Origin of the sequence: Ornatilinea apprima, from assembly GCF_001306115.1 — a bacterium.
GTDB lineage: Bacteria > Chloroflexota > Anaerolineae > Anaerolineales > Anaerolineaceae > Ornatilinea > Ornatilinea apprima.
The window spans coordinates 33,980-56,756 of record NZ_LGCL01000043.1; the positions used below are offsets into that span (position 1 = coordinate 33,980).

Sequence of the window (22,777 nt, forward strand, 5' to 3'; positions counted from 1 at the left end):
GGGAAAAACTGCTGCTAGCGCAGTCCAAACACCAGCCGCCAGCCGCCAGCCCCTCCCGACTCGCACACCTCGCTTTTCAAATCATTCACCGCTTCACCGGCTCTACCCACCCGCAGGCTGTAGACTTCATTTTCAGCCATTTCAAAATCAGCATATCCGCTGCTGATCTGCGGGTGCAGACCGGTATAGAAAGTGTTGCTGCCGCTCGCCCAGGTGATGTTCACCGGCACGCCGCCGCGCGGCTGCCCCTGAGCATCGCGCACTTCAATTTCAATCCGCGGCGCGCCATCGTCATCACACAGTGCTTCCTGCTCCAGCAAAACATACGGCGCGTCTTCCCAACCGCTGGAAGCAGCCGTTGGGCGCGGTGTGAAGGTGGCCTGCGGTGTTGCCGGCGCGCGGGTTTCCGCTTGCGCGCCTTCTGTGCCGGCCGCCTCTGGCGTGCCGGGGGTGAAAGCCGCTGGCGGCGTGGGCGTGCTGACCGCCAGGGTCGCCGCCTGGGCCGTCTGAGTGGCGGGCATGCTCTGCAGCGCCATCGAAAGATCGACCAGCGCCTGGGCGTCTTGCGCCTGCCCGCCCGCCGAGAGCTGCATTTCCGCCTGGTTGCGCAGCGCCAATGCCGGGTTCTCGTCGCCCAGCAGCGCCAGGCGCGCGGCTGCCCGCCCAAAATCTTTATTCGCCTGGTACCCCAGCGCAATCATGCTGCGGTAAACCGCCTGCTCGGTAGGCTCAAGCGCGCGCGGCGAAGCATCGGTGAACTGCGCCGGCTCCAGCAGCCAGGCATACACCAGACCCATTGCCAGGCCCATCACCAGCCCGGTGAACAGGTACCACGGTCCGCGCGGCTGGTTCATGGTGTGACTCCTTCCTCTTGCAGGGGCATCCAATTTTGAAGCGCGGCCGCCAGGCTGCCCATCAAATCCAGGTCGGCGCGCGCGTACCCCATTTCGCTGCCCTCAATGATCGCCTGCTGCACATAGCGAATCACCGGCTCATTTCCCAAAAAGCTCAATTGTTCCGCCGCTTTGGCCGGGTCGCCATCTTTGGCAAACACCTCGGCCGTCATCAGCACATAATCCGTCCGATAATCCGAACGCAGCTGCCGCGCCGAGACGTCGGTGTAGTTGAGCGGACGCACCACCCAACCGTAGACCAGCCCCCCCGCCAGTCCAATCACCAGGCTCACCATAAACCAAAAAATTCGCGCGCTTCGCAAGGCGGTTACCCTTTCATCATCGGAATTTTGATCCCATGCCGTTTGGCGGCCGCGACAGCCTCGGGGTATCCGGCATCCACATGCCGCGCCACCCCCATGCCGGGGTCCGTCGTCAGCACGCGCTTTAACCGCCGCGCCGCTTCGGGCGTGCCGTCGGCCACAATCACCTGCCCGGCGTGCTGGCTGAAGCCAATCCCCACCCCGCCGCCGTGATGGAAGGAGACCCACGTCGCCCCGCCAATCGCGTTAACCAGCGCGTTGAGGATCGGCCAGTCGCTGACCGCGTCGGTGCCGTCGAGCATGCCTTCCGTCTCGCGGTTTGGCGAGGCCACCGAACCGGCGTCCAAATGGTCGCGCCCAATCACAATCGGCGCTTTCAAGCGCCCGTCGGCCACCATCTCGTTGAACTTCAAGCCGGCCAGGTCGCGCTCGCCGTAACCCAGCCAGCAGATGCGGGAAGGCAGCCCCTGGAAAGGCACTTTCTCGCGCGCCATTTTCAACCAGCGGTGCAGGTGCTCGTCCTGCGGGAACAATTCCATCACCGCCTCATCCGTGCGGTAGATGTCCTCCGGGTCGCCCGAAAGCGCCACCCAGCGGAACGGCCCCTTGCCCTCACAGAACAGCGGGCGAATGTAGGCCGGAACAAAACCGGGGAAATCGAAGGCGTTCTTCACGCCATGATCATACGCCCGCTGACGTAAATTATTGCCGTAATCAAACACTTCCGCGCCCATGCGCTGCAGCGCCAGCATCGCCTCGATATGGCGCGCCATTGAATCCAGCGAGCGCTGCTCGTATGCTTTAGGGTCGCGCTCGCGCAGTTCGGCGGCTTCTTCCACACTCATCCCGGCCGGCACATAGCTCATCACATCATGCGCCGGGGTCTGGTCGGTTACCACATCGGGCACCACGCCGCGCGCCGCCAGCTCCGGGAAAATCTCGGCCGCGTTGCCGATCAGGCCAATCGAGCGCGGAATCTGCTGGTCGCGGGCTTCTTCCACCAGGGTCATCGCCTCTTCCAGCGTATCCACCACCACATCCACATAACCGATCTCCTGGCGGCGCTGGGCGCGGGCCGGGTCCACTTCCACCACCAGCCCCACTCCCTCGTTCATTGTAATCGCCAGCGGCTGCGCGCCGCCCATGCCGCCCAGGCCGGCCGTCAGCACAAACTTGCCCCGCAAAGAGGGCCAGCCGCGCTGCACCGCCAGCGAAGCCAGCGTCTCGTAGGTACCCTGCAAAATACCCTGCGTGCCAATATAAATCCACGAACCGGCTGTCATCTGCCCGTACATCATCAGCCCTTTGGCAGCCAGCTCATCAAAATGCGCCTGGGTGGCCCAATGCGGCACCAGATTGGAATTGGCAATCAACACCCGCGGCGCGTCGGCGTGCGTCGTAAACACCGCCACCGGCTTGCCCGACTGCACCAGCAGCGTCTCATCGTTTTCCAAATTCTTCAGGCTCTCCAAAATCGCGTCAAAGGCTTCCCAACTGCGCGCCGCCCGGCCTTTTCCGCCATACACCACCAGATCATCCGGCTTCTCCGCCACTTCAGGGTCCAGGTTGTTTTGAATCATGCGGTAAGCGGCCTCGGTGAGCCACGACTTGCAGGTTAGCTGCGTTCCGCGTGGAGCGCGCACCGTTCGAGCACCAGACATATCCACCTCCGATATCAGGTTTAAGGGGAAAGCCCTCTGTTCGATTATACGCTCCCGCTTAAAAATCGGCAAATTGCAGCGCAGGCTATTTACCCCTTGCCTGCCTCGCAGGGATGCGGTTTCCATCCCACGGCGTTGGCCTTATCCGTTATACTTAATAAAATCCGCGTGACTGGAAAGGCAGGAAACCATGCGCATTTATCTCTCCCTCCAATACCATCCAGACCAGCGCAACCGCCCCTGGATTGAAGAAATCTCCACCATGCTCAGCGAAATGGGCCACACCACCTTTTGCCCCGCCCGCGACATTCAAGATTGGGGCGGCGTGCGCCCCAGCCCCGCTGAATTTATGCAGCGCGTCTTTACCGAAATTGCCGCATCCAATGCACTGCTCATTGACCTGACCGAAAAAGGCGTGGGCATTGGCATTGAAGCCGGTTTCGCCCATACCCGCAGCATTCCCATCATCACCGTCGCTCAAACGGGCTGCGATATCTCGCGCACCCTGCAGGGCATTTCCAGTAAAATTTACTGGTACGATTCCACCGCCGACCTGCGCCGCTTTTTCGACACCGTTTTCGCACAATGAGCCATCCCCTCGCCCATAATTCACCCTCTCCCCGCTCAGAATACCCACAAACCGTATCCTGGCTGCTGCGCCTCACGCTGTGGGGGCTGATGTTAGCGGCCGGTTGGATGGTCTTCTCTCAGTGGGAGCAGATTCCACACCTGCCCCTGTTCCTGTATGGTGGCGTGGTATCGGTCTATCTGATTGCCGAACGGCGCGCCTACCGCGGCTCACCGCAGAACAGCACCCGCGCCAACGATGCTTTGCGCTACTGGCTGGCTTTTTTCTATTACCTCATTTTGCTGGGAGCCCCTCTGTTCTATACCTTTCAGCCGCGCTTCAACCTGGTTTTCAGCCTTGCAGGCGCGCTGCTGGCGCTGGCCGGAACAGCCCTGCGTGTTTGGAGCGTTGCCACCCTGGGATCCAGCTTCAGTGGGCATATTGAAACCTGGCCAAACCAGGCGCTGGTCACCAGCGGCCCATACCGCTTTATTCGCCATCCCGCTTATGCTGGCAGCATTTTACAGACCATCGGGCTGCCTCTGATCCTCAACGTCTGGCCGCTGCTGTTGGGTTGCGCGGTTTTACTCGCGCTGTTTGTGCGTCGTATCCAGCTGGAAGAAATCTTCCTCAACCGCGAATTTCCTGGCTATCAGCACGCCATGCAGTCCATTCCACGCCTTATCCCTGGCATCTGGTAGGCGGGGTTCTCCCATTTCATCCTTCGCCCTCCATCCCTGCGCCCCGGCGGCGGGGGGCGGCCGCTTAATCTTCCCCCAAACTCCAAAATCTCATCTATAATTAATCTAACGTATTCCTTTGACTGGAGAAAAACAATGACCAAGAAAATCCTGGTCGCCTATGCGACCTATACCGGATCCACCGCCGGCGTTGCTGAACGCATTGGACAGACCCTCACCAGCGCAGACGTTACCGCCGAGGTTAAACCCGTCGATCAGATAACTTCTCTCGATGGCTACGACGCCGTCGTGGTGGGCAGCCCCGTCCGCGCCGGACAATTGCACAAAGACATGCTCGCCTTTCTGGGCGCCCGGCAGCCCCAACTGGCCGCCCTGCCCGTGGCCTACTTTGTCGTCTGTATGTCGATGAAAGAAGACACCCCCGAACAGCGCTGCGAAGCGGATGCCTACCTCAACGCCGCCCGCCAGGCCGCCCCCGGCGTGCAGCCCATATCGGCTGGTCTCTTCGCCGGCGCGATTGATATGAAGAAACTCGCCTTTCCGCTGCGCCTGATTATGAAGGCCATGAAAGCCGAACCCGGTGACTACCGCGACTGGGAAAAGATCGACGCCTGGGTGCGCGAAATCCAGCCCAAACTGGTGGCCTGATGACCCTGCCCACCCCGCCGCTGCTTAAACCGGCCCGCCTGCAGCCCGGCGACATGCTTGCTGTGGTCAGTCCTTCTTTCGGCGCGGCGGGTCTATTCCCTCACCGCCTGGAGATGGGCCTGCGCCAAGCCGAAGAAATGGGATTCAAGGTCAAAGTCATGCCCAACGCGCGCGGTGTGATGGGCGCGGTTTCGGGCACACCCCAGCAGCGCGCGGACGATCTGCACGCCGCCTTTCTTGACCCCGAAGTGAAAGCCATTATCGCCGCCATCGGCGGCAACCACTCCAATCACCTGCTGCCCCTGCTCGACTTTGACCTCATTCGCGCCCACCCCAAAATCTTCATGGGGTACTCGGATATCACCGTGCTGAACGTGGCCATTCACCGCCGCACCGGCCTGGTCACCTTCAACGGCCCGGCCTTCATCACCGACTTTGCCGAATACCCGGCCATGTTCGATTACGCCCGCGATTCCTTCCAGCGCACCCTTTGCGCGGCGCAGGCTCCAGGGCAAATCCAGCCCGCCGCCGCGTGGACCGATGAGTTCCTGGACTGGGCCGAGAAAAAAGACCTGCAACGCGCCCGCCTCATGCAGCCCTCCCCCGGCTGGACGTGGCTCAAACCCGGCGCGGCCGAAGGCTGGCTGATCGGCGGCTGCATTGAATCGCTGGAACACCTGCGCGGCACCGCCTTCTGGCCTGATTTTGAAGGCGCGCTGCTCTACCTGGAAACCTCCGAAGAAAAACCCACCCCCGCCCAGGTCGACAGCATGCTGATGGATTACGAAAACATGGGTATCTTTGACCGCATCGCCGGGCTGCTGGTGGGCCGCCCCATGCTCTACTCGGAGGAAGAGAAGCAGCAGCTCCGTGAGGTGATTTTAGAGCGCACCCGTGCCTATCACTTCCCCATCATTAGCGACATGGACTTCGGCCACACCGCGCCGCTCTTTATTTTGCCCAACGGCTGCCGCGCCCGCGTCGACAGTCAGGCCCGGCGTTTTGAAATTTTGGAAGCCGCCGTTTCGGCTTAAGAAAGGCGCGTATGTTCACCCGACTCTCCCAGGCCCTCGACCGCCTCGCCGCCCGCTCTAACATGATCGTCTTTGGGCTGCTGTTTCTAATCACCTTTTTTATCTTCATTCCCTCGGCCTCGCGCCGCATCGAACAGGCCAGCGGGCAGCCCGCCGATCTTCTGGACATGCGCCTGGCCTACACCCCCGCCCAGGCCCAATCCGTTTTCGACGCTCTCGGCGAGGCCGGCCGCGACGCCTACGCCCATTTCAGCATGTCCGCCGACCTGGTCTTCCCCCTCGTTTACGGCCTGCTCTTCAGCACCGGTCTGGTGTACCTCTACCGCCCATCTCTAGTGGAACACCCGGCCCGCTTTTCCCCCGTCTTCCTGCCCCTGCTGGCCATGCTCTTTGACTACCTGGAAAACTTTACCCTGGTGGCCTGTCTGGCTAACTACCCCACCCCCGACCCGCTCATGCTGCAGGCCGCCAGTCTCTTCACCACCACCAAATGGGCATTTCAGGCCGCCACCTTTGCCGCTGCCGCCTGGGGTCTGTATCAACTTTTGCGCAGCCGGCGCGCCGCGCGCCGGTAAGATTGGGAGGTGAAGCCATGCCCTGGCTGAATCATCTTTCCGGCGATCCCCTCACCTGGCTGCTCGAGCCAGAGGAGCCCGCCGCGCGTTTTCTCGCCTTGCGCGACCTGCAAGACCTGCCCGAAGACCACCCCGACTGCCAGACAACCCGCGCCGCCGCCCACCAGCAGGGACCCATCCCCGCCATTCTGGAGCAGATGAACCCCGAAGGGTACTGGATCGAGCCAGGCGGCGGTTACAACCCCAAGTATCGTTCCACCGTCTGGTCGCTCATCCTCCTCGCCCAGTTGGGCGCCTCCGCCCGCCTGGACGAACGCATCCAGCGCGCCTGCGCCTACCAGATCGACCACAGCCTCAGCCCCAACGGTCCGTTTGGCGGCTCGCCCAATGCCCCCTCCAGCACCGTCGACTGCCTGCAGGGCAACCTGTGTTGGGCGCTGGTGCGCCTGGGCTGCCGGGACGAGCGCCTGAACAAAGCCTACGAGTGGATGGCGCGCAGCGTTACCGGGGAGGGCGTCGCCCCGGCCAGCGAGCGCGACGCGCCCCTGCGCTACTACGCCGGCAAATGCGGCCCCAACTTCGCCTGCGGCGCCAACGACAAACAATCCTGCGCCTGGGGCGCGGCCAAGGTGATGCTGGCCTTCAGCGTCTGCCCGCCGCAAGCCCGCACCCCGCTGGTCGAGCGCGCCATTCAGCAGGGCATCGACTTTCTCTTCAGCGTCGACCCGGCCACCGCCGCCTACCCCAGCGGCTACACCGGCAAGCCCAGCACCAGCTGGTGGAAGTTCGGCTTCCCGGTCTTCTACATTACCGACATTCTGCAAATTGCCGAAGCCCTGGCCGCCCACGGCTGCGCCAAAGACCCGCGCCTGGCCAACACCCTGCAGCTCATCCTCTCCAAACAGGGCGCGGACGGGCGCTGGTCATTGGAATATGATTATCGCGGCAAAACGTGGCTGGAATGGGGCGAGAAAAAGCAGCCCAACAAATGGGTTACCCTGCGCGCCCTGCGCGTGATCAAAGCCGCTTTCGATTAACCCGGCGGCAGCTACGCTCCTTGCGATGCCAGCGCCAAAGGCAGCCCCAGCGCCAGCGCCCGGTAGCCTTCTACCCCGCGCAGCAGGTCCTCCACCGCCAGGTACTCGTCCGGCACGTGCGCCTGCTCAATGTCCCCCGGTCCAAAGATCAGCGCCGGCAGGCCCATTTCACCCGCCGCCGTGCTGGCGTTGGTGCAGTACGGCACCGCGTGCGGCCGCGGATCAATCCCCGCCCCCTCCAGCGCGGATACCGCACCGCGCACCCAGGCCGAATCGGGCGGCATGTGCCAGCCAGGGTGAAAATCGGGCGCGCGCAACACGCGCCCGGTGTAGGTTTCAAAACTGACCTCTTCCACCGCCAACTCCCAGCCCGGAACATCGGCCAGCGCGCGCCGGTACTCACCCAGCACGCTCTCTTCCGTCTCACCCAGCACCAGCCGCCGGTCGTAGACTACCTGGCAGGCGTGCGGCAGGGTCGAAGACAGGGGCGGCAGCGGCTCAGACTGGATGAACAGCGGCGCCATCACCCCGCGGCCCAGCCAGGCGTCCTCCGGCAGCGGCAGGCTCTCCACCCGCCGCACAATCTCGGCCGCCTTGATCAGCGCATTCTCACCCAACTGCGGCGTGGAAGAATGCGCCGCCCGCCCGCGCGCCCAAAACACAATCCGCGCCCGGCCTTTTTGCCCCATCGCCAGGCGGCAGCCGGTCGGCTCGCCCACCACCACTCCCTGCGGTTGCAGCGCCTCCAGCGCGTGGCGCAAGCCGGCCCCCTCCAGAGTCTCTTCGCCCACGCTGCCCACCGCGAACAAACTGCCGCGGATCTGCGCCCGCTCCAGGCTGCCCAGCGCCGTGATCAAAGCCGCCAGCGAGCCTTTCGTGTCTGCCGCCCCGCGCCCGTAGACCTTTCCATCGCGCAGCGCCGCCCCAAAGGGGTCTACGCTCCAATCCTCACGCCGGCCCATCTCCACCACGTCCATGTGCGCCTCAAACACCAGCCGCGGGCCCGGCAAATCTCCGCGCCGCTCGCCGATCACATTTCCCACCTCGTCCCGCCACACGCGGTCAAACCCCAGGCGCAGCATCTGCGCCTCCACCACCGCGGCAGCCGCCGCCTCTTGCCCGCTTAAGCCGGGGGCCTGCACCAGCCGCCGCAGCAAATCCACCGCCTCATTTTGTGGTTCCACGCTCAATCCCATGCGCCACCTCCATTTCTGATCACCCTCATCATACAAAGCGCCCCAGCCCGCCGCAAGTGCCTTCAATCACCCAATCTCCATGAACGGCCTCCGCGCGGCTGTAATTCTCCAAATCGCACCCTTAATGGAATTTTTTATCCTTTCTTTATGGGTTACTCCCCCCTTCGCACCGATAACATTAACAAAACTCGATCCATGAGGTCTGTTTATGCGCGCAAATGACTCGTCCTTAAATAAGAAACGGGCATTCTTCCAATCCTGGAATGCAAAAATATTATTGTTTGGCGTCCTCACCGCCTTCCTGCCCTTGCTGGCTCTGGGCAGCATCTCATACTTCAGCGCCCAAACCGCCCTGCAAGATGCCTACACCCAGCAAATGCAGGGTAAATCCGACATCATCAACCAGGATGTGAACACCTGGCTGGAGGAACAGGTTACCTATGTGCGTCTGCTGGCCTCCAATGCCGCTTTGCAAACCCTTTCTGAAGGCCAGTACGTGCCCGTCCTGGAAGAAGCGCTAGCCACCAATCCCAATCTCAGTTTTTTGATCGTCATCTCGCTGGAAGGCAAAGAACTCTACAACTCGGCCAATACCGGCGGGGCAGCAAACCTGCAAGACCTCTCTGACCGGCCTTACTTCCTCGCGGCCAAAGCCGGGGACATTTTTATTAACGACCCGGTGGTTTCGCGCACCACCGGCAAGGCCGTGTTTGTCATCTCCGCGCCCATTATCAAAGATGGAAAGGTCATCGCCGTACTGGCCGCCCCCATGCGGGTTGAAACCGTCAATCAGATGATCGCCTCGGCGTATAACGGTGAAACCGGTGAAGCTTACATTATCAATTCCAAGGGCGTTTTCTTAACCCCCTCGCGCTTTGCCGAAGAACTGAAAGCCAGCGGCGTGGAGAAGTGGGACGTCCTGCAGCTCTCCACCGACTCGCTGGCTGCCCAGCGCGCCATTGCCGGAGACTCGGGCGTGGAGGTGTACCCGAATTACCTTGGCAATCAGGTGCTGGGCGCGTTTTCTCCCCTTCAGATTCGCAACGCCCAGTGGGCCTTGATCATCGAGCAGGAGACCAGCGAAATCTACCAGCCCATCACCCGCCTGCGCAATTTGCTCATGCTGCTCACCCTGGTCTTCCTGGTAGTGGTCGTTGCTGTCAGCCTCTTTATCAGCCGCCGCATGACCCGTCCCATTCTCGCCATCTCTCAGGCCACGCAGCAACTCGCCCAGGGCGACCTTAACCAGCAGATGACCCTGCGCGGCAAAGATGAAATTGGCAGCATGGCCGATGCCTTTCGCCATCTGATCGAATATATGACCGAAATGGCGCAAACAGCCGGCGCCATCGCCCAGGGAGACCTCACCGCTGAAGTCACCCCGCGCGGCGCGCAAGACCAGTTGGGCCAGGCCTTTCAGCGCATGGTGACCAACCTGCGCGGGCAGATCTCTGCCCTGGCCAGCTCAGCCTCTGACCTTGAAACAGCCTCCGGCGAACTGTCGCATGTCTCGCACCAGGCCGGGCAGGCCACGGGGCAAATCGCTGCCACCATCCAGCAGGTCGCCCGCGGCACCAGCCAGCAGTCCGAATCGGTTGCTCAAACCGCCACCTCGGTTGACCTCATGGCGCGCACCATTGATAAAGTGGCCCGCGGCGCGCAGGAACAGGCCCAGGCCGCGGCCGTTGCCTCCGAAGTAACCAGCCAGATCTCCCGCACCATCGAGCAGGTCTCCGGCAACGCCCAGGCGGTTACCCAGCAAGCCAGCATAGCCGCCAGCGCCGCCTCCGATGGCCAGCAGCAGGTCGAGCAGACCATTCAGGGCATGCTCTCCATTCGCTCCTCGGTGGAACAATCCGCCCAGGCCATCGAAGAGATGGGCCGCCGCTCAGACCAGATTGGCGTGATTGTGGAAACCATTCAAGACATCGCCTCGCAGACCAACCTGCTGGCGCTCAACGCCGCCATTGAGGCCGCCCGCGCCGGCGAACACGGCAAGGGCTTTGCCGTGGTGGCCGACGAAGTCCGCAAACTGGCCGAGCGTTCTGCCGCTGCCACCCGCGAAATTTCCGCCCTCATCGCCGGTATCCAGTCCACCGTTTTGCAGGCCGTGCAGGCGATGCGCCAGTCGGGGCAGCAGGTAGCTCAGGGTGTTGACCAGGCTAACGCATCCGGGCAGGCGTTGAATGCTATTTTAGATGCCGTCCACGCCGTTACCCAGCAGGCCGAACAGGCCAACCAGGCCGCCCGCCAGATGAGCGCTGCCTCCAACGAGCTGGTCAGCGCCGTCGACTCGGTCTCTTCCGTGATCGAAGCCAACACCACCGCCACACAAGAAATGTCTAGCTCCTCCACCCAGGTTTCGCAAGCCATCGAGAATATCGCCGCCGTGTCAGAAGAAAATTCAGCCGCCGTCGAAGAAGTCTCAGCTTCTACCGAAGAGATGAGCGCCCAGGTGCAGGAAGTCTCGGCCGCCGCCCAATCGCTGGCCGGGCTGGCCGAACAGCTCAACCAGATCGTCCAACAGTTCCGCGTGTAAAGCGCGGCGTCCCACAGCAGGCGCAACCACCACACAACGTGAGATCCATTCCAATCGCTCCCCCAATTTCGGCAAAACACCAAAATTGGGGGAGCGCCATTTGATTCAACATTACATATTCGATACGCTTTCAAGCATTTGCCATATCCCATACGCAAATTCTCTCCCCCGAAACTCGCCAGATTACCAGTGTGCCGTACGCCGATCTGAGGTACTATTGGTATAGCGCCGTTCAACGGGAACGGCCGCCAGTCCCTTTACCACCTTAAGGAGGTTCCCTTATGAGTGTCCTGATTGGTATCATTGTTGGATTCGGGGCCTGGTTTGTTCTGCGCTACGTTCTCACCGCCTTCTACACAGTCGACCAGAACGAACGCGCCGTTAAAACCATCTTTGGCCGGGCAGAGCGCCTGGGCGACACCATGACCGCCGACTCTGCTCTGGGCGAAACCCTCACCGACGAACACAAACAGCGCTACAACTACCCGATGGTGCGCGTCATTCCCCCCGGCGGGCCCTACCTGAAATGGCCCTGGGAACGCATCTACAAGGTATCGGTTGCCACGCAGACCATCAACATGGCCTACGACCCCGACGACCCCAACGCCAACTCACGCGGCACCTTACTGGAAGCCGTCACCAAAGACCAGCTCAACACCGGCCTCACCGGGCAGATCCGCTACCGCGTGGCTGAGAGTAACCTGTATGCCTATCTCTTCGGCGTCAAGCAGCCCATCTCGCACGTGATGGGGTATTTCGTCTCCGTGCTGCGCGAGCGCATCGCCAGCTTTGAAGCCCCGCCCCCCGCGCCGAACGCCGAAGGCGAAATCAGCAACGTCAGCGGCGTCTCGATCAACGACCTGCGCAAAAACCTGCGCGACCTGAACGAGCACATGGAACGCGAATGCGCCACCTCTGCCGCGCGCTACGGTATCATCCTGGACGCGTCTCTCATCACCGGCATCGACCCGCCCGCCGAGGTGGAAGTGGCCCTGGCCGCCATTAACACCGCCCACAACCAGGTCTCGTCCGATATCAGCCTGGCCCAGGCCGCGGCCGACCAGAAGATTGTCCAGTCCAAGCGCGCCGTGGAGATCGAAACGCTCAACGCCCAGGCCGAGGTGGAACCCCTGGTAGCCCTGGCCGATCAGCTTCAAGCATTAAAGAAGAGCGGCAAAGGCGCCTTGCAGTCATACCTGCGCAACGTGCGCCTGCGTCTGTTTGACCATGCTGAAAACATTGTGCGCGAGGTGGAATCATGAGCGATTTTATGCAATTTCTCTTTGCCGCCGCGATCACATTTATGGCCATGTGGTTGGTGATGCCCATTTTTCTCTTTCTGCTGCGCCGCATTGGCCTCTACACGATTGTACAAGAGGGCACCTGCCAGGTTTTCATTCTCTTCGGGCGTGTGATCGGCATTCTGCGCGAGCCTGGCTTGCACATTTTGCCCTTCAAGCTCGGCCTCAACGCCTTTCTGGTTAACTGGCTGGGCAACCGCCGCGTGTTGGATATGCGCCTCGACCAGCAGTACCTGCGCAGCAACCCGGTCAACTCCGAAGAAGGCGCGCCGATGGGCGTTGGCATCTGGTATGAAATGTACATCAGCGACCCGGTTGCCTACCTCTTCAAAAACGTTGACCCGCGGGGATCACTGGCCGCCAACGTCAGCAACGCCGTGGTGCGCTCGCTCAGCAACATGCCTCTCGAAAATATGCTCATCAACCGCCACTATATGAGCCACGCCGTGCGCGAAGAAGTATCGCCGCGCTCGCACGAATGGGGTTACAAGCTGGGTTCGGTTTACATCCGTAAAGTTCACTTCCGCGACGCGGGCATGATCCACCAAATCGAAGCCAAAGTCGTCAACCGCCTGCGCCAGGTAACCTCGGCCATCAAGCAAGACGGCGCCAACCAGGTGAACATTATCACCAGCACCGCCGAGCGCCTGGCCGCCGTGGAATTTGCCAAAGCGGCCGCCATTCGCCCGCGCATCCTCGGCGAGGCGATGAAAGCTATCGCTGAAGACCCGGAAATCTCCAACGTGATGTTCGAAATTCTGGAAACGCAGCGCATTCTGGAAAGCAAGAGCAAACTCACTCTTGTTCCCCCGCGCAGCGAACTGCTTACCCAGCTCATCGCCGCGCGCAAGCCGGAATAAGCCGCTTCACCCCCCTGTTCGTCTGATCTCAACCCCCGCCCTGCGCGGGGGTTGGCGCTTAAGAAGGGCGAATCATCGCCTCCAGCGCCGCCAGCACCCGCGCGCGGGTATCCGCGTCTGGCGCGGCCAGCCCAAACAATTCCACCAGCCACAGCCCATCCACCGCCAGGCGCACAATCGCTGCCGTGGTCGGGTCAATTCCGTCGTCTTCCAGCAGGCGCACCCATTCGCCAAAGCTCTCTTGCATGGGCGCCAGCAGAGCCGGGTTGGTGGCCACCGCCGCCAGCAGTCCCGAACTCATCCGTGGAACGCGCTGCCGGTCTTCATAAGTGGTCTGCAGGTACGCGCGCGTCCAGCGCCCGGGCGCGTCTTCTGGCTGCTGACGCGCCGCTTCGTTCAAGTCGCGGGTAAATACCTCCAGGTAATAGCGGATCATTCCTTCAATCAGGGCTTCTTTGCTGGGAAAGTGATACAGCAGCCCGCCTTTGCTGATCCCCGCTTCACGCGCGGTTAAGTCGAGGGTCAGCCGCTCAACCCCTTGCTGTTGAACAATACGGCTGGCAGCATCCAGAATGGCTGTGCGCGTGTTCTCGCCTGACTTTGGCATGAGTCATTACCTCCAACATTCAGAATATGTTATAATTATACCGTCCAGACGGTATAAATAAAAAGCATCTTGCTGCTCGCGGGCCACGCAACCACAGTCCGCCGCATGACCGCCTGCGCACAGTAAAGGAAAAAACAATGTACAATCATACCATTCATATCACCCAGGCCGACGCCGCTAAATTACGCGACCTGATTCGCGACACCCACATTCCCGGAGAGGCCCTCAACCCGCACCTGGCAGCGCTCAATGCCGAGCTTGACCGCGCGGTGATCATCGACTCGCGCGAGATTCCCGCCGACGTCATCACCATGAATTCCCAGGCCCACCTGGAAGACATGGAAACTGGCGAGGAAATGCATTTCTCGCTCGTCTTCCCGGAGAGCGCCGACAGCCAGCAGGGCAAAATTTCCATTCTCGCCCCGGTTGGCACCGCCACGCTGGGCTACCGTGCCGGTGATGTGTTCGAAATGCAAACGCCCGGCGGTGTTCGCAAACTCAAAATCGTGCGCGTGCTCTACCAGCCCGAAGCCTCAGGCGACGAATAAGCCGCTATTCGTCAAGTAACCGGGCCGGAATGATGGAATTCATTCCGGCCCGTTGATTATAGGCGAACATCCCCTGCGGCTCTCAAAGCGCAGCAAAATAAGGCGCGCGCTTTCAAAGCTGGCTTAGTCCGCCACATAGATTTTATATTGCTCCGGCACCGGCAGGCTGCCCTCCCACACCACCGAGCGGAAATCATCCGGCGAGGTGTTGCCTTCCGAGTTGATCAGCAGCACCTGTGAATCGCGGTCCAGGTGCAGCGCCTCGCGCAGCCGCCGCGCGCCTGCGTATTCCATGATGTACATCAGCGCGCCCAGGGTAACGGCCCCCGACTCGCCCGAAATCAGAAAAGGATCACCGCGCAACGGCACGCTGTACACGCGCATGCCCTTGGCGGCCACATAGTCCGGGCAGGCAGCGAACACATCCGCGCAGTCGTACAAAATCTTCCAGGCAATCGGGTTGGGGTCGCCGCACGCCAGGCCGGCCATAATGGTATCCAGGCTGCCTTCCACATTGTAGGGCTTGCCGTCGCCGATCAACGCCGAGCGGTACAAGCAGGCCGCTTTGGTGGGTTCCACCACCACCGACCACGGCCGCTCTGCGCCGAATAAGTTATAGTAAAACCCAATTGTCGCCGCCGCCAGCGAGCCCACCCCGGCCTGCACCAGCACATGGGTTGGTTTCGACAGCCCCTGCCCGGCCAGCTGCTCTTGCGCCTCGCTTAACATGGTGGTGTAGCCCTGCATCACCCACTGCGGAATCTCTTCATAGCCTTCCCAGGCCGTATCCGAGACCACCTGCCAGCCGTGCTGCTGCGCGTCCTGGTACACCTGGCGCACCGCGTCGTCGTAATTGCCGTCTACCACCACCACTTTGGCGCCCACCCCTTCAATCGCCTGAATGCGCGATCGGGAGGTGAGTTTGTGCACATAAATGATGGATTTGAAGCCCATCTGCGCCGCCGACCAGGCCACACCGCGCCCGTGATTGCCGTCTGTGGCCGCCGCGAAAACAATGTCGCCCAACTGCTCGCGCAGCGATCCGCCCAGCACCTTAAAAGAGCGCAAATCCAGGCGCACCGATTCATCTTTGACCCAAATGCCGCCCACGCCAATGCGATCAGCCAATCGCGGCAGGCTCTTTAAGGGGCTCATGCGGTAGCCCGGAATCTGCTGGTGAAACTGGCGCACGTGCCGGGTTACTTCCAGCGGAATAACCTCAGCCGCCGAGCTAACCGTCTGCAGACCACGCGCCCGGCTGTTCATCACCCATTCAATCGGTTTTTCGACACTCATTTCCATCCATCCTTCCATCACGGTTTTTGATCAGGGCGGCGGAAGAGCGAATTTTTATTGTACCGTCCAGACGGTATAATTATAACACCAACCCGCCAAGAAATAAACCCTCTCGCCGCATCCATCTGCGCCGTCCGGTCAGGCAGATTCCGCGCAAGTGCCTGTCAAAAATCGAGTAGTTGGGGTATGCTTGAGCTTTCCACCAACCCACAAAGCGAGCTTCTGATGCCCATTCTGGAAACCGAGCGCCTCAGCCTGCGCGCGCTGACCCCCGAAGACGCGCCCTTCATCCTTGAACTCTTCAACGACCCCGAGTGGCTTAAATACATCGGCGACCGTGGGATTCGCACCCTGCAAGACGCGGCCAATTACATTCTCAATGGTCCCATAAAAATGAGGGCGCAGCACGGCGTGGCCCTGCACCTGGTCGAATTGAAAGGCCAGAATACCCCCATCGGAATGTGCGGGCTGATTAAACGCGACACCCTGGAAGATATTGACCTGGGCTACGCCTTTTTACCCGCCTACCGCGGTCAGGGCTACGCGTATGAAATCTCGCGCGCCGTGCTGGCCTACGGGCAAGAGACCTTTGGCCTCCAGCGCGTGGTAGCCATCATCGACCCGCGCAACCAGCGCTCTGCTCACCTGCTGGAAAAGCTGGGTTTTGCCTACGAAAGCACCTTTCCGCTGGGCGGCGACCCGAATCTGGTCGTGGCGCTGTACGCGATTGCGCTAACCCCCTTAAATTAAAAAGCGACAACCGGGCATGGGGCAATTCATACCCGGTTGGTGGTTTTCATCCCACATTCGGTTATTGAACGATCTGCTTGCGGCGGCCCAACAACGCGGCCGCGGCCAACCCCAGCGCCAGCAGTAGGAACAGCTGCGGCGTTGCACTTTTCTCACTCAAACCCATAAAATCCAGGCCCGGCGTAAAATGCATTGGGCCGATGTACCACAGCAAGATATAAACTATCTCAAAGGCCTTGCTGCCGCCCGTCCACACGCCCAGCGCCAATGCCAGAGAAGGGATAAAAACCGCACCAGCCAGCAGGGCTGTCAGCGCGGGCAAATCTCCGATAAAGATTAAGCGCGCGGCTACTCCGCCAGCCATCAGCAGGGTAACAATCAATCCGGCCAGCCAGATCACCGGCAGCTGGCGGGTAATGGGGCGCGCGGTGGAAAAGACAATCTGCCCGGTCTGGTGGCGCGCCTCGCGGCAGCCCATCCCAGACCAGATCAACACCGGCCATGCCCAGGCCGCCAGCAATACGTTATGGGCGTCTGTGACGGGCATGGTCAGCGGCGAAATGATCAACCCAACCGCCACCAGATACCACCACCAGGGCTGTCCCTTAAGCATCAGGCGCAGCTCAGCTTGCAAACGGCGGCCGAAGGTGAAGCCAGCCGCTCCGCGGAGCGAAGTAAGCTGCACCGGGGGCTGCTGAGCGGCGGCGATGGCAGCGTGCTGCTCCACTTTCTGCGGCGCGGATTTGGGTTTGCCAACACGCATCCGCTCCCGCGCGGGATCAAAACGGGTAAAAAACAGCGCCGAAATCAGCACAATGATCAAGGCGATCACCGCCCATAGCAAGCGGGTGGCGATCAAAGTGGGTGTCCATTCGAGGCCCGGCCAGAAAAACGTCTGCGTGGCCACTTCTGGGCCGGCTTCCAGGCTAAACCCGCTCACATAACCTGGGTACATCGCTTTCACTGCCGTGGTCATGCTGGGCATGAAAACGTAAATACCCAGTGGGTCAAATTCCGGCCAGTGCTGGCTCAACCATTCCAAAGAGGCCGTCAGGCCAAAGATCCACAGGAAGAAGTACAGCACATTGCCCAGCCCACCACGCAGCCAGGAGATGGCTTCAAACAATACCGCCAGCGCGGCGGTGAAGGCCATCATGGGCAGGCTGATCAACAACATCGGCGCCAGCAGTGCCCACAAATCGATCTGCGGAACTTCACGCTGGATCAACTGCATCAGCACCGCGCCCAGGCAAAGCACCCCCACCAGCACACTCAATACGGCAAAGTTGCTCAACCACTTGCCTAATACGTACTGCGGGCGGGTGAGCGGTGTGGTGGCCATGATTTGCCCCACCCCGGTGCGCTGATCGCGCTCAATGCTGTTTTTTATCACGTAAAAGCCGAACAGGCTTAAAAAGGTGGTGATGACCAGCGACATCATGCTGCCCACCCAGGCCGAATTATATACACCGCGGTATTGGTCCAGAGCCAGGCTGACCTGGCCGATATTGACCGAGTAGCCCAAAAAGATCACCAGGCACAGCGTGACCAGAAAAGCGTACCCGCGGGCGCGCTCTAGAAAATCCGCCCGCGCGATGTGAATAAAAGTGCGCAATGTTTTCATTACGAATGCGCTCCCATGCCCACACGATGCAGATAGACGTCTTCCAGGCTGGGGGCAATGGCTTGCGCCTCAGCAGACGGGGCGCGCTCGCTGACCACCCGCACCTGCACTCCCTCTACGCGGCGGATGGCGCCGCTGACGCGGAAGTTCTGTTTGAGCGCGGGCAACTCAGCCGATGGCACTACCCATTGCCAGACCTTGCCGTCCAGCATGCGCAGCAAATCTTCCGGCGCGGCGCGATCCAACAATTGGCCCTGGTTGATCAATACAATATCCGTGGCAATGGCTTCCACATCGGAGACGATATGAGTGGAAAGCACAATAATGCGCTCTCCGGCCAGGTCGGCCAATAAATTGCGGAAACGCACGCGCTCTTCCGGGTCCAAGCCCACGGTAGGCTCGTCCACAATCAGCAGCTGCGGGTCGTTGAGCAGCGCCTGGGCGATTCCCACCCGCTGGCGCATACCGCCCGAATACCCGCCCAGCGGACGGCGCGCCGCTTCGGTCAGGTTGACCACCTGCAGCAGTTCATCAATGCGACGGCGGGCCGCTTTCCCATCCAGTCCCTTGATCGCCGCCATGTATTCCAAAAATTCCAACGCGCTCAAATTGGGGTATACGCCAAAGTTTTGCGGCAGGTATCCCAGCACGGCGCGCAGCGCGTCCGGTGACTTGACCACGTCCACCCCGTTCCAGGAGATGCTGCCGCGCGTCGGGCGGGTGATGGTGGCCAGCATGCGCATCAGCGTCGATTTTCCCGCGCCATTGGGTCCCAGCAGGCCTAAAACGCCCGCGCCTAGTTCCAGGTTAAAGTCTTTAAGCCCCCACACACCGGCGCGATACTGTTTGCTTAGATTTTCAATGTGTAAATTCATGCAGTCCCTTCCTGGTAAGCGTTTCCTGTTGTTTCCCGCCACATAGCATGGCGCATTTTTTTGTCGACCGCTTAGCTATGTACGCAAGTTCGGTGGACGGGTTGCAAAATGGAAAGATAGACACGAAAACGCGCCTTCCGGTTTGGAAGGCGCGTGATTTGCACTGGCAGCACCTCTATTTTCCGCTGGGCAGCAGCAGAGGGCTGTCTTCCAGCGAGGTAACGTAGATGGTGTTACCACGGCTTTTCTCCAGGCTTTGCAGCATGCGCAGCTTATAGAGCGCCGGGTTGTTCTCCATTAACTTGGCGGTGTTGGCGAGGCTGCGCAGCGCGGCGCTTTCTCCACGGGCGCGCTCCAGGGCGGCTTTGCCCTCCTGCCGCGCGTTGACCACCTGGGCGAAGATGTTACGCAGCTCGCCGGGGAACATAATGTCTTTCACCGCCACCGATTTCAGTTCCAGCCCCAGCTCTTCGGCAGCCGCGCGGGTCATCTCCAGCAGCCGCGCGCCCATCTCACCACGCACCGCCAGCAGCGTCTCGATTTGCGTCTGGCCCACCAGATCGCGCAGACCGGTCTGTACCAGCAGATACAGCTCATCCAGGTGACTGGCCGAACTGACCGTGGCGCGGTAGGCATCCGCAACCCGGTAGCGCAGCCCCAGGCTCACCCGGATACTCACATTATCCTCGCTCAGCACTTCCTGGCCCTGAATGGTGATGGTGCGCGAGCGCAGGTCGACCGTCTCCACCCGGTGGGTCAGCGGGAAAAAGGCATACGCCCCCGGCTGCAGCAGGCGTTTGAAACGCCCATTGACGAACAACAAGCCGCATTCATATTCATACACCACCACCCGCGCGCGCCGGTATCCCAGCACGAACGCGCCAGCCAGCAGCGCCAAAAACAAGACCGCAATCACGCCATACAGGATTTCGTTCATCATTCCCCCTATTCAATGTTGAAAAAACGGATTCAGAAAAATAACTACCGCCAAAGCCCTTCCAGACGTCTCGCGGAGGTGTGAACCTGCAGGGCGGTCTGCCTGTTGGCGAAGAACCTTGGGGTAGCAATGAGACGGATTTCTCAGATCCAAATCAGGATCTTAAAAAAACAGGACCAGGTGAGAGAATCTTACCTGGCTGCGTCATCCCCTCGCGGAGAATAATAGCACAAAATCCCTATTTTGTCCAGGGTTTGGGAACATGAATTTTTGACAATGATTCTCCTCTTCACCCATCGGGTCGCGCTGGCGGCGCGGGGATGGGGCTTTCACACAACAACGCCGCCCACCCGGCAAGCCCAATTTGGGCGGACAGCTGTCCGCCCCTACCGAAGAACCCGAAACCACAATTCCCCGGTAGGGGCGCAACACCCACCGAGCGAGTGTTTGGCTTTGCGCCCGTGTTTTATAGCAGGCACGCCAAAAAACTGGGGAGTATGACTTCTTCACCCGTCCCTGCATCGCGGGGATGAGGTCTTTTGTCGCATTGGTGGGTTTCGGGCGGGTTGAGATGCGTTCGAAAAAAGGCTTGCCTGCCCCCCTCCACCGCACCCTACCCGTTAACGAATTGTGAGCACCGTTCTTCTACCCGTCCCTGCAGCGCGGGGAAGGGTCGCGGCACAGCCGCGGGGATGGGGGAATCGAGGTCACTTTGCCCTTGCCAGCTTCCCCTGGCAGGCGATACAATTCCCTTCAGAAATCCCACCCCCAAAGGAACCATCATGATCACCTGTCCCTGGTGCGGAACCAGCTTCCTGTCTTTCAAGCCCAATTGCACCAACTGCGGCGGCCCCATGCCCCTACCGGCCCCCGAGCGGCCTTCCGGCGCGGCGATCCTGCCGCCGCCCGCCCCGCCGCGCCCCATCTCTGACCGGTATGTGTGGAAACTGGTGCTGGTCGACGGCTGGGCTATCGCCGGTTTTGTGTTCAGCCTGTTGGGCGCGATCTTCTCCGTCATCGGCCTGGCGCTGACGCTGGGGGTGATCACCGCCTTCGTTGGCATTCCCTTCGCGCTGTTGGGGCTGGTCTTCCTGGGCGGCGGCGTCGCCCTGGCCTTCTGGCGCTACACCGAAAAGCAGAAAATCGTCAACGTGCTCAAATGGGGCAGCGCCGCGCTGGGCGTCATCAACACCGTCGAACAGAATTTCACCGTGCGTATCAACCAGCGCCATCCCTGGCAGATCGATTACCAGTTCCAGAGCGGCGGGCAAACCCTGAACGGGCAGGTCAGCACACTCAGCCAGCCGGGACCGCAGTTCCAGCCCGGCCAGCAGGTCTATGTGCTCTACATGCCCGGTGAGCCGCAGCTCAACGCCCTTTACCCGCATCCCTGATCTCACATCTCGACATTAAAACAAGCAGGGGTCGCCTGATCTACACGGCGAACCCCGCATTTTAATTTGGATACGCGTGCGTTAATCTTCTTCCACGCTGCGGAAGAACAGTACCGCCAGGACGATTGCCGCCACGCTGGTTACCACAAACGTGCCCACGAAAATCACCATCACCTGGGGCGGCAGGCTGATCCCCGCCGCGGACTGGAAAATGGTTTGCGAGATCACCACCAGGCCGATAAAAATATTCATCAGCAGCATGATCGCCGCCAGAACGTAGCCAATCGGCCTGCGCTGCAGCAACCGAATGCCGGCCAGGTACGCCACCGGGGTGATCAGCCCAATATCCAGCACGGTGGTAATTTCGGTGGTGTAGGTCGCCAGGGTCTCAGGGAACTGGCCGGTGGTGAGAAAATTGATCACATCCAGCAGCCACACAAACACCGACAGCCCGGCGATGAACATAAAAATGGCAATCGCCTTGTGCGGCATGCGGCTGGTTACATGGGCGGCCAGCGCCGGCTTGTCCAGGCTGGCGATGGCCTCAATCAGCGCGAAGAAACTGGCAGAAAAACCCAAAATATAGACCAGCAGCATGGGATTATAGGCCGTGCCCAACGCCAGCGAAGCCATATTGTAAAGAAAGTAAGTTAGCGTGCCTGCCAGCAGCAGCCGCCCGCGCCGTGAGCCTTTGGCGTTGGCGATGATGGCAAACACCAGCAGCGGGAAGGCGATGAAAGCGGTCACCGCGTCGCCGCCGCGAAAAATCGGCGCGCGGAAGTACGCATCAAAGCGGTACAGACCCTGCCCCCACAGCTCCACCTGCGTGCCGTGCACCGACGTTACCGTAAAGGGGCTGCCCTCCGCCGGCCAAAACAGCCCCGCCAGGGCGGCTGCCAGGCCTAACAGGCCTGCCAGCACCGATAGGATGGTCAGGGTGCGCGAAGAAGTTTTCATTTCGAATCACTGATCTCCAGTTTTGAATAATGTCTTTAATTTCAACATTCCCATCATACCCGCGGTATGCATAAAGACACACTATCCAACTGGGTAGTATCGGATGAAAAAATCGAATATTCCTCCAACGGAATCAGGTCAATCACACACGATTACATCCGCCAGCGCCACGCAGTTGCGTCCAGATTGTTTGGCCTGGTACAGCGCCTGATCGGCCTGGGCCAGCAGAGTCTCAATGGTCAGCTCATCCGTCTTCTGCCCGCAAGACAGCGCCACACCAAAACTGGCGGTGATGGCAATCTCCCCACCTTGCACGGGGATTCGCAGGGGCTGTCCAAAAAGTAGAGGACAGCCCCTTTACATTTTTAAAAAGCAATGATTCAATAAAGGAATGAGAAGAAAACAAGCCCACCCCGTGTTTAAGCCCTATGTAATGAACCAGGTAGCGCTGCT

At 60.6% G+C, this 22,777-nt stretch carries 23 protein-coding genes; 12 read left to right on the forward strand and 11 right to left on the reverse strand.

The annotated features are described in order from the left end of the window. Nucleotides 1-14: 14 nt before the first annotated feature. The 3 genes from ADN00_RS18035 to hutU are packed head-to-tail and all read right to left on the reverse strand — an operon-like array spanning nt 15 to nt 2,877. Nucleotides 15-854, reverse strand: a complete 840-nt coding sequence (locus ADN00_RS18035; RefSeq protein ID WP_075064398.1) for a hypothetical protein — start codon at nt 852-854, stop codon at nt 15-17. Beyond that, nucleotides 851-1,216 (reverse strand): hypothetical protein, encoded by a 366-nt coding sequence (locus tag ADN00_RS18040; RefSeq protein WP_075064399.1) that lies wholly within the window; start codon nt 1,214-1,216, stop codon nt 851-853. Before ADN00_RS18040 ends, ADN00_RS18035 begins: the two co-directional genes overlap by 4 nt. Nucleotides 1,217-1,221: 5 nt before the next feature. Next, the gene (hutU, locus tag ADN00_RS18045) at nt 1,222-2,877 is read right to left on the reverse strand and encodes a urocanate hydratase (protein WP_075064400.1); all 1,656 of its coding nucleotides are present in this window, start codon (nt 2,875-2,877) and stop codon (nt 1,222-1,224) included. Nucleotides 2,878-3,067: 190 nt separating this feature from the next. Between hutU and ADN00_RS18050 the strand changes: the two genes are divergently transcribed. The 6 genes from ADN00_RS18050 to ADN00_RS18075 all read left to right on the forward strand — a co-directional run bounded on the left by ADN00_RS18050 (nt 3,068) and on the right by ADN00_RS18075 (nt 7,440). Next, nucleotides 3,068-3,466, forward strand: coding sequence for a PLP-dependent aminotransferase family protein (locus ADN00_RS18050; RefSeq protein WP_075064401.1), 399 nt, complete (start codon nt 3,068-3,070; stop codon nt 3,464-3,466). Further along, nucleotides 3,463-4,146: a methyltransferase family protein gene (locus tag ADN00_RS18055; RefSeq protein WP_075064402.1), complete on the forward strand. Its 684-nt coding sequence runs from the start codon at nt 3,463-3,465 to the stop codon at nt 4,144-4,146. The genes ADN00_RS18050 and ADN00_RS18055 overlap by 4 nt, the downstream gene beginning before the upstream one ends. A gap of 135 nt (nt 4,147-4,281) precedes the next feature. Next, on the forward strand, nt 4,282-4,794 hold the full coding sequence (locus tag ADN00_RS18060; RefSeq protein WP_075064403.1) for a flavodoxin domain-containing protein: 513 nt from the start codon (nt 4,282-4,284) through the stop codon (nt 4,792-4,794). Next, the gene (locus ADN00_RS18065) at nt 4,794-5,828 is read left to right on the forward strand and encodes a S66 family peptidase (RefSeq protein WP_075064404.1); all 1,035 of its coding nucleotides are present in this window, start codon (nt 4,794-4,796) and stop codon (nt 5,826-5,828) included. The genes ADN00_RS18060 and ADN00_RS18065 overlap by 1 nt, the downstream gene beginning before the upstream one ends. An 11-nt stretch (nt 5,829-5,839) precedes the next feature. Next, the gene (locus tag ADN00_RS18070) at nt 5,840-6,403 is read left to right on the forward strand and encodes a hypothetical protein (protein ID WP_075064405.1); all 564 of its coding nucleotides are present in this window, start codon (nt 5,840-5,842) and stop codon (nt 6,401-6,403) included. A 17-nt stretch (nt 6,404-6,420) separates the two neighbouring features. Continuing rightward, nucleotides 6,421-7,440 (forward strand): prenyltransferase/squalene oxidase repeat-containing protein, encoded by a 1,020-nt coding sequence (locus ADN00_RS18075; RefSeq protein ID WP_075064406.1) that lies wholly within the window; start codon nt 6,421-6,423, stop codon nt 7,438-7,440. Between the two features lie 11 nt (nt 7,441-7,451). Here the strand turns inward: ADN00_RS18075 and ADN00_RS18080 are convergent, their stop codons facing one another. Beyond that, nucleotides 7,452-8,702 carry a M20/M25/M40 family metallo-hydrolase gene (locus tag ADN00_RS18080; RefSeq protein ID WP_152966412.1) on the reverse strand — a complete coding sequence of 417 codons (1,251 nt, stop codon included), beginning with the start codon at nt 8,700-8,702 and terminating at the stop codon, nt 7,452-7,454. Nucleotides 8,703-8,844: 142 nt separating this feature from the next. Between ADN00_RS18080 and ADN00_RS18085 the strand changes: the two genes are divergently transcribed. The 3 genes from ADN00_RS18085 to ADN00_RS18095 all read left to right on the forward strand — a co-directional run bounded on the left by ADN00_RS18085 (nt 8,845) and on the right by ADN00_RS18095 (nt 13,336). Further along, nucleotides 8,845-11,175, forward strand: coding sequence for a methyl-accepting chemotaxis protein (locus ADN00_RS18085; protein ID WP_075064408.1), 2,331 nt, complete (start codon nt 8,845-8,847; stop codon nt 11,173-11,175). A 281-nt stretch (nt 11,176-11,456) separates the two neighbouring features. After that, entirely contained in the window at nt 11,457-12,437 is a 981-nt protein-coding gene (locus ADN00_RS18090) for an SPFH domain-containing protein (protein WP_075064409.1), read from the forward strand. After that, a complete protein-coding gene (locus ADN00_RS18095) occupies nt 12,434-13,336 on the forward strand; it encodes an SPFH domain-containing protein (RefSeq protein WP_075064410.1) in 903 nt (300 codons plus the stop codon). The genes ADN00_RS18090 and ADN00_RS18095 overlap by 4 nt, the downstream gene beginning before the upstream one ends. Nucleotides 13,337-13,394: 58 nt before the next feature. On the opposite strand, the gene ADN00_RS18100 is transcribed toward ADN00_RS18095, so the two are convergent. Beyond that, nucleotides 13,395-13,943, reverse strand: a complete 549-nt coding sequence (locus ADN00_RS18100) for a TetR/AcrR family transcriptional regulator (RefSeq protein ID WP_075064411.1) — start codon at nt 13,941-13,943, stop codon at nt 13,395-13,397. 137 nt (nt 13,944-14,080) lie between these two features. Between ADN00_RS18100 and rnk the strand changes: the two genes are divergently transcribed. Beyond that, nucleotides 14,081-14,491: a nucleoside diphosphate kinase regulator gene (gene rnk, locus ADN00_RS18105; RefSeq protein ID WP_075064412.1), complete on the forward strand. Its 411-nt coding sequence runs from the start codon at nt 14,081-14,083 to the stop codon at nt 14,489-14,491. 123 nt (nt 14,492-14,614) lie between these two features. Here rnk and ADN00_RS18110 read toward each other — a convergent pair whose 3' ends face one another. Beyond that, nucleotides 14,615-15,787, reverse strand: a complete 1,173-nt coding sequence (locus ADN00_RS18110) for a diaminopropionate ammonia-lyase (protein WP_075064422.1) — start codon at nt 15,785-15,787, stop codon at nt 14,615-14,617. A 225-nt stretch (nt 15,788-16,012) separates the two neighbouring features. On the opposite strand from ADN00_RS18110, the gene ADN00_RS18115 reads away from it, so the two are divergent. After that, a complete protein-coding gene (locus ADN00_RS18115; RefSeq protein WP_075064423.1) occupies nt 16,013-16,537 on the forward strand; it encodes a GNAT family N-acetyltransferase in 525 nt (174 codons plus the stop codon). A 61-nt stretch (nt 16,538-16,598) separates the two neighbouring features. On the opposite strand, the gene ADN00_RS18120 is transcribed toward ADN00_RS18115, so the two are convergent. The 3 genes from ADN00_RS18120 to ADN00_RS18130 all read right to left on the reverse strand — a co-directional run bounded on the left by ADN00_RS18120 (nt 16,599) and on the right by ADN00_RS18130 (nt 19,973). Further along, nucleotides 16,599-18,161 (reverse strand): ABC transporter permease, encoded by a 1,563-nt coding sequence (locus ADN00_RS18120; RefSeq protein ID WP_075064413.1) that lies wholly within the window; start codon nt 18,159-18,161, stop codon nt 16,599-16,601. Next, a complete protein-coding gene (locus ADN00_RS18125; protein ID WP_075064414.1) occupies nt 18,161-19,036 on the reverse strand; it encodes an ABC transporter ATP-binding protein in 876 nt (291 codons plus the stop codon). Before ADN00_RS18125 ends, ADN00_RS18120 begins: the two co-directional genes overlap by 1 nt. Before the next feature lie 175 nt (nt 19,037-19,211). Then, nucleotides 19,212-19,973 (reverse strand): slipin family protein, encoded by a 762-nt coding sequence (locus ADN00_RS18130; protein WP_075064415.1) that lies wholly within the window; start codon nt 19,971-19,973, stop codon nt 19,212-19,214. A gap of 782 nt (nt 19,974-20,755) precedes the next feature. Between ADN00_RS18130 and ADN00_RS18135 the strand changes: the two genes are divergently transcribed. Further along, on the forward strand, nt 20,756-21,367 hold the full coding sequence (locus ADN00_RS18135) for a hypothetical protein (protein WP_075064416.1): 612 nt from the start codon (nt 20,756-20,758) through the stop codon (nt 21,365-21,367). A gap of 81 nt (nt 21,368-21,448) precedes the next feature. Here ADN00_RS18135 and ADN00_RS18140 read toward each other — a convergent pair whose 3' ends face one another. Then, nucleotides 21,449-22,324 carry a hypothetical protein gene (locus ADN00_RS18140; protein WP_075064417.1) on the reverse strand — a complete coding sequence of 292 codons (876 nt, stop codon included), beginning with the start codon at nt 22,322-22,324 and terminating at the stop codon, nt 21,449-21,451. Nucleotides 22,325-22,462: 138 nt separating this feature from the next. After that, complete coding sequence (locus ADN00_RS18145; RefSeq protein ID WP_082390408.1) at nt 22,463-22,639, reverse strand: GGDEF domain-containing protein; 177 nt, start codon at nt 22,637-22,639, stop codon at nt 22,463-22,465. Between the last annotated feature and the right edge of the window lie 138 nt (nt 22,640-22,777).